This window comes from Streptomyces sp. NPDC006265, assembly GCF_040613555.1.
Lineage (GTDB): Bacteria > Actinomycetota > Actinomycetes > Streptomycetales > Streptomycetaceae > Streptomyces.
Genome location: NZ_JBEXSH010000512.1, coordinates 1 through 6,473, shown reverse-complemented (window position 1 = coordinate 6,473; position 6,473 = coordinate 1). Strand labels below are relative to the sequence as shown.

Here is a 6,473-nt window from a genome sequence, read left to right as displayed (position 1 = left end):
GGGTAGCGACGGGCGGGGCGGGTAGCGACTGGCGGGGCGGGATGAACGGACGGGCGGGGCGGGTAGCGACTGGCGGGGCGGGATGAACGGACGGGCGGGGCGGGTAGCGACTGGCGGGGCGGGAAGCGACGGGCGGGGCGTGAAGCGACCGGCGGGGCGTGAAGCGACGGGCGGGGCGGGTAGCGACCGGCGGGGCGGGTAGCGACGGGCGGGGTGTTGAACTGCCGGGCGGGGACGCTCAGTAGTTCAGGTCGGCGTCCTGCAGCGTCTTCGTCGTGTCGACGAAGCCCTTGCGCGCCGACACCAGCCGCCCGTCCCGCACCACCTGAAGGGTCACGTTGGCGTTGACCAGGCGCGGGAAGCCCACGGCGGCGAGCTTGTCCTGGAACCGCCAGCGCAGTGTCGGCGTGAGCCCGCCCGTGCTGACCTCCAGGCCGTCGTCCAGGGCCTCCGACACCGTGTCGGCGCTCACCTCGCCGTCCCCGAGCGACTCGACGATCTGCCGGAACACCGTGTAGGCGATCCACGTGGTCTGCACTCCGGCGTCCGCGGGGTCGATGCGGTTGTCGCCGAAGGCCTGCTCCCGGATCACCCGCTTCATGCCGTCCCAGCGCGGATCGCTCGCCACCGGGTACCAGCCGGTGATGTACGAGCCCTCGTAGGGGCCCGACGCGCCGCCGGTCGCGTCGATCACCGTCTGGTCGACGCTGCCCAGCACGGTGGCCGTCCGCACCTCGGGGTAGTCCTCGCGGGCTCGCCGGAAGGAGTCCATGAAGGTGCCGTTGCGGTCCCCCAGCGCGGGCACCACACACCCGTCGTCCGCCGCGCCGCGGGTCGTCGTGCGCAGCGCCCGCTCGGCCTGGCCGTCGTACGCGGTGGCGTCCTCCGCCGCCCGCTGGTCGGTCGAGGCGCGGTGCCCGCCGGCTTTCAGACCGGAGTCGAGCAGCGGGGGCAGCTGGTCGCCCGCGATGGTGTCGGGCCGGATCAGCGCGACGGGCCCGCAGCCGGCGAGTGCGCTGCCGAGACCGGCGAGCAGAGCGGGCTGGCCGCCGTTGACGGGGTAGGACAGGGGGCTGGTGAACTCGGCGTTGGTGATGCCGTAGCCGCCTATGTAGGGGATGCCGGCCCCCTCCAGCGACGGGAAGAAGGAGTCCGCGTACTGGCTGTAGGATCCGACGACCGCGACCGCGTTCTCCTTGGCGGCCCGCCGGGCGCACTTCGCGGCGTCCACACTGTCGTTGTGATCGTTGCAGGTCAGCACGGTGAGCTTGCGGCCGTTGATCCCGCCCGCGGCGTTGATCCAGCGGGCGTAGGCCTGGGCGAAGGCGGGCATGCCGGCCTTGTTGGTGGCCTTGGTGTCCTGCGGGGCCCAGGTCATGACGGTGATGGTGTCGTCTCCGGCATCCCCCGTGGTCCCGGGGACGACCCCGCATCCGACGAGGAGGGACGCGCACGCGACCGCCGTCCCCGCGGAGAGAACGCCGTTTCTGGCGTGACGGGTGAGGGGGCCGGGGAGGAATGTGCTGCGGGTGCGTCGCCTGCCGGTCATGGGTCTGCACGATTCCGTCACACGGCTAACCCGTGAGTGATCGCGGGTCAACAATTGGTGATGCACAGGTGAATTACGGGGGCTGGTGTAACCGATGTGGAGGGGAACGTACGATCGATGACCGTGCAAGCTCCGGAGAACTCTTCCCGTCGTGGCCGTCGCTCATCCACCATGGGCGGCATGCCTGCCAACGACATGCCGTGGTGGCGCTGGCGCAGCAACGTGCGCTCGGCGCTGCACATGCTCTCCGATCCCGGGTTCCAGCGGGACGTCTGGCTGGCCGGTGTGGACGGCTTCGGTGACGTGACCGACGCGGTGTACCGGCTGGTCGAGGACACGTGGCTGGACCACTGGTCCGCCGAGAAGTACGTCGGCACGATCTTCCGCGACTCGCAGGAGGCCGCCCTGGTCGACAGCGCGGTGCTGCGGGTGCTGCGGATCATGCACCAGGTCGGGCCGGACGCGCCGGTCGCCGCGTACCTCGAGCACGAGGCCTGGCCGGAGGCGGTCCAGGCGGCCCGGGACGCGCACGTGCGGCTCGCGGCGAGTGACGGCGAGGAGCCGGACGTGGCGCCGCGCAGCCTGGAAGTGCTGCGGATCATGACCAGGTCCGCCTAGCGGGACGATTGCCGGGGGTGTCGTTCCTTGTGGGAACCTGTCCTGCATGAACGAGCAGTCCTCCAGCGCCGCGGTCCCGGCCGACCAGTACGTCCTCACCCTTTCCTGCCCGGACAGGAAGGGCATCGTGCACGCCGTGTCGAGCTATCTGTTCATGACCGGCTGCAACATCGAGGACAGCCAGCAGTTCGGCGACCACGACACGGGACTGTTCTTCATGCGGGTCCACTTCTCGGCGGACGCGCCGGTCACCGTGGAGAAGCTGCGGGCCAGCTTCGCGGCGATCGGCGACTCGTTCCAGATGGACTGGCGGATCAACCGGGCCGACCAGAAGATGCGCATCCTGCTCATGGTCAGCAAGTTCGGGCACTGCCTGAACGACCTGCTGTTCCGGGCGCGGACCGGGGCGCTGCCGGTGGAGATCGCCGGGGTGGTGTCGAACCATACGGACTTTGCCGAGCTGGTGGGGTCGTACAACATTCCCTTCCACCACATTCCGGTGACGAAGGACACGAAGTCCGAGGCGGAGGGGCGACTGCTCGACATCGTGCGCGAGGAGGATGTCGAACTGGTCGTGCTCGCGCGGTACATGCAGGTGCTCTCGGACGACCTCTGCAAGGCGCTCTCCGGGCGGATCATCAACATCCACCACTCGTTCCTGCCGAGCTTCAAGGGTGCGAAGCCGTATCACCAGGCTCATGCGCGGGGTGTGAAGCTGATCGGGGCCACCGCGCACTATGTGACGGCTGATCTCGATGAGGGGCCGATCATCGAGCAGGAGGTCGAGCGGGTCGGGCATGACGTGACGCCTGAGGGGCTCGTCGCGATCGGGCGCGACGTGGAGTGCCAGGCGTTGGCCCGGGGTGTGAAGTGGCATGCCGAGCGGAGGATTCTGCTCAATGGGCGGCGGACTGTGATCTTCGCCTAGTAGGTGGGTCTGTCCCGTCTCGTGGCGGGTGCGGGTTGTTTGTGGCATGTCGCGCCCACGCGGCGGACCGCATATCAGGCAGAGCCCCGCGCCCCTTGGGGCGCGCCCCCGAGGTCGGGTCTACATCCTGCTCAGTGAAGCCGCCGCGAACAGGACGTCGCTGATCGCCTCTCTGTCTCCCACCTGGCCGGCCGCCGCATCCTGCGGAGGGACGTGGCCGGCGGCCAGGTGGCAGAACTCGACGCCGTCCAGGGCCACATGGGCCACCTCGTGCTCGGCGGAGCCCTTCGCCGCGGGGGAGTCCAGCGGGATCAGCCACTCGCCGCCGCCCGAGCCCTCGATCTCCAGCCGGAGGCTGCGGCCCGGTTCGCCCGCCGCGACCAGATGCCGGTGGTGGGCGGGGGAGGCGAGGCCGGCCCGGCGGCGGTGGGCCAGGGCCGTCGGCAGCATCCGGGCCGCCAGGTCGATCATGCGGTGCAGATGGCGCGGCGAGGGCGGGTCGTAGGGGTAGTCGACCGCGTCGGCGATGTCCTCCGCGTGCACCCAGCACTCGAAGGCGCGGTCGAGCATCGCGTCGTGCAGGGGCAGCTCGAAGTCGCCGTACGACACCGGCATCTTCCCGGCGCCGCCGCCCGTGAAGGACGCCGTGCGCACGAGGCTGTGGCTCTGCTCGCGCCAGGGTGCGCGGACGAACCGGGTCGGCGGGAAGTGGGAGGCGCGCCAGAGGGCCTCGGTGCGGGCCGCCGGCGTCGGCCGCCGGGACGGGACGTCGCCCAGCGGGTCGTCCAGACCGAGCGCGACCGCCACCAGGCCGTCGACGCCGAGCAGGTGCGCGATGACCCCGGCGACGGTGGTGCGGCGGCTCGTCGACTCGTCGGAACGGAACCAGCGCAGCCGGACCGGCGCGTGCCACTCGGCGTCGCCGAAGTCCTGCAGCAGAGCGTCCAGGCGCGCGGTCTCGGCGTCGTAGGCGGCGGCCCAGTCCGGTACCGGGATGCGCGGCGGGCGCCGCTCCAGGCAGGTGTCCAGAACGCGGGTGCGCAGCCCCGGGTCCAGGTCGAGGCTCTCGGGGCGTTGCAGCAGTCCGACCGCCTCGCGCAGCCGCCGGGCCTCGTCGGCGCAGGAGCCGCACTCGCCGAGGTGCTCCTCGACGGCCGTTGCGTCCTCGGCCGAGCACGCGGCCAGCGCCCAGGCGCCGAGCAGGGCCTTCAGCACGGGGTGCTCGAAGACGGGCGGGGCGGGCGGCGGTGCCGTGTGGCCGGGGTCCGCGGGCGCGGGCAGCGGCAGTCCGCTGTCCTCGACGGAGACCCGGGGTATGGGTATCCGCGGCGGGCGCCCCCGCTCCGGGGCGTCGCCGAGCCCGGGCGCGTCCGGCCCCGCCGGCCGGTCGGTCCTGCCCGATCCCGAGGGGGCGCCGGCCCCGCGCCCACCCTCGCCGTCTTCATCCCGAATGCCGCTTTCGCCCCGGGTGGTGCCCTTCCCGTCGTTGTCGTTCTCCCCCTCGTCGCCGTCATACGCCTCGAACCGGTCCGGCCCGTTCACACCGCACCCCCGTACCCGGGCGGTGCGCCCGGTGCCTCGGTGTCGTGGGCGGTGGAGAGCAGTTGCAGGCCCAGGCGCAGGCGGCGGCGGGCCTCGTCCTCGGTGATGCCGAGCTCGGCGGCGGTCTGGCGGTAGTCGCGGCGCTGGAAGTAGGCCCGCTCCAGGGCCGAGCGCAGCGGGACGGGCATGGACTGCACGATGTAGTCGGCGCGGGCGGCGACCGAGGCGCGGCGCACCTTGTGCTCCAGTTCCTCGGTGGTGCCGGAGCCCTCGCCGGCGAGGGCGGCGGTCTCGGTGGCGCGCAGCCGCTGCACGGCGAGCCGGTGGGTCAGGGTGGCGACCCAGGTGCGCAGCGGGCCCTGCCTGGGGTCGTAGGAGTCGGGGTGTTCCCAGACGTGGATGAAGACCTCGCGGGTGATGCCGTCGGCGGCGCGCTCGTCGCCGAGGACGCGGTGGGCGAGGCCGTGCACGAGGGAGGCGAACCGGTCGTAGAGCTCACCGATGGCGGCGGCTTCCCCGCGGGCGAGCCGCTGCTGCATCTTGCGGTCCCAGCGAGGCGGTACATCCTTTTTCGCCATGCGGCCCCCTCACCCCCTGCTCGTTTCCCGCGCCCGTGCTCTGTCCAGCCTGTGCCCGGCGTCACCTCGAATGTAGTCGGCACGTCCGGTAGCGCACGCCCCTTTGTGGCAATGTGCGCCCCCTGACCGGCCGTAGGTGGTAGAGGACCATCTGCGGTCGCACCGGTTGCCTTTGGGCTCGCGCCTACCCCGCCACCCTCCGATCAGACCTGACTGAAGAGGATCGAACAGGATCGAAGTCGACTAAAACAAGCCTCTTCCGCGGGAGATCTGTTTTTCGGGTTGTGTTTCAGGGAACGGCCGCTGGGCAGCCGCGCTGCAAGGAAGCGTAGGGTCTGCTTCCGGTTTGGCGAGCGAGGGGCGTGGTGGTGACCTTCAAAGTGACCGGCGGTGAGCAGGGTGAATGGGCCGTGCTCCAGGTGTCGGGCGAGCTGGATCTGGTGACGTCGCCGGTGCTGCGTCAGCGCGTGCACGACGTGGTGGCCGAGGGGCACCACTGTCTCGTCCTGGATCTGTCCGAGGTGTTCTTCTGCGACTCCAGCGGCGTCGGCGTGCTCATCGCGGCCCGCCGGCTGATCCGTTCCTGCCAGGGTCGGCTGCGCCTCGTGCTGCCCGCGCGGGGCGCGGCCGACGGCTCCCATGTCAACCGGGTCCTCGGCGCGCTGGGCGTGCGCAGGCTGTTCGACGTGTACGGCGACGTGGACGCGGCCCTCGGCGACGAGGGCGAACCCCTGTCCGCGTGACGGCCCGATGACGCACGGTAGGCCGGGTGTTGCCGTTCTGGTGCGCCGTTGTCCCGGAATTCCCCCGGTTTTGGCACAAGTGACGTTTTCCCGCGCCCGAGCGGCGCCCTGCGTCGTACGCTCCGACCGAGACGCACCCCACCTGACGTAAGGCGGCCCGAAAGAGACATGGTCAGCAGCGAGTACGAGCGCAGGATCGCCGCCCGGTTCGCCACCTTCGACCAGGATGGCAACGGCTACATCGACCGCGAGGACTTCTACGGCGCGGCCAAGGCGCTGCTCACGGAGTTCGCGGTGGCAGCCCGCTCCGACATGGGGCAGGCCCTGTACGGCGGCGCCGAGGCCTTCTGGCAGGGCATGGCCGGGATCGCGGACCGCGACGGCGACCAGCGCATCACGCGCGAGGAGTTCGTCAACGGCGCGGTCAAGCGCCTGCGCGACAACCCCGACCGGTTCGCCGAGATCGCCCGCCCCTTCCTGCACGCGGCCCTGGACGGCGCCACGGACACGAGGTG

The 6,473-nt window shown here is 71.5% G+C and carries 7 protein-coding genes; 4 read left to right on the top strand and 3 right to left on the bottom strand.

All coding sequences use genetic code 11. The annotated features are described in order from the left end of the window. Positions 1-238: 238 nt before the first annotated feature. Positions 239-1,549 (bottom strand): ABC transporter substrate-binding protein, encoded by a 1,311-nt coding sequence (locus ABZ281_RS32200; RefSeq protein ID WP_356661232.1) that lies wholly within the window; start codon positions 1,547-1,549, stop codon positions 239-241. A gap of 117 nt (positions 1,550-1,666) precedes the next feature. Here ABZ281_RS32200 and ABZ281_RS32195 point away from each other — a divergent pair, with 117 nt between their 5' ends. Further along, a complete protein-coding gene (locus tag ABZ281_RS32195; protein WP_356661230.1) occupies positions 1,667-2,167 on the top strand; it encodes a hypothetical protein in 501 nt (166 codons plus the stop codon). 46 nt (positions 2,168-2,213) lie between these two features. Next, a complete protein-coding gene (gene purU, locus ABZ281_RS32190; protein WP_356661228.1) occupies positions 2,214-3,095 on the top strand; it encodes a formyltetrahydrofolate deformylase in 882 nt (293 codons plus the stop codon). Positions 3,096-3,215: 120 nt separating this feature from the next. Here purU and ABZ281_RS32185 read toward each other — a convergent pair whose 3' ends face one another. Both ABZ281_RS32185 and ABZ281_RS32180 read right to left on the bottom strand, forming a co-directional pair. Beyond that, on the bottom strand, positions 3,216-4,637 hold the full coding sequence (locus tag ABZ281_RS32185; protein WP_356661226.1) for a zf-HC2 domain-containing protein: 1,422 nt from the start codon (positions 4,635-4,637) through the stop codon (positions 3,216-3,218). Then, the gene (locus ABZ281_RS32180) at positions 4,634-5,215 is read right to left on the bottom strand and encodes a sigma-70 family RNA polymerase sigma factor (RefSeq protein WP_356661224.1); all 582 of its coding nucleotides are present in this window, start codon (positions 5,213-5,215) and stop codon (positions 4,634-4,636) included. The genes ABZ281_RS32185 and ABZ281_RS32180 overlap by 4 nt, the downstream gene beginning before the upstream one ends. A 362-nt stretch (positions 5,216-5,577) precedes the next feature. Here ABZ281_RS32180 and ABZ281_RS32175 point away from each other — a divergent pair, with 362 nt between their 5' ends. Beyond that, the gene (locus ABZ281_RS32175; RefSeq protein ID WP_030849533.1) at positions 5,578-5,958 is read left to right on the top strand and encodes an STAS domain-containing protein; all 381 of its coding nucleotides are present in this window, start codon (positions 5,578-5,580) and stop codon (positions 5,956-5,958) included. Between the two features lie 168 nt (positions 5,959-6,126). Further along, the coding region (locus ABZ281_RS32170; protein ID WP_356661222.1) for an EF-hand domain-containing protein at positions 6,127-6,473 on the top strand (347 nt) is incomplete at its 3' end.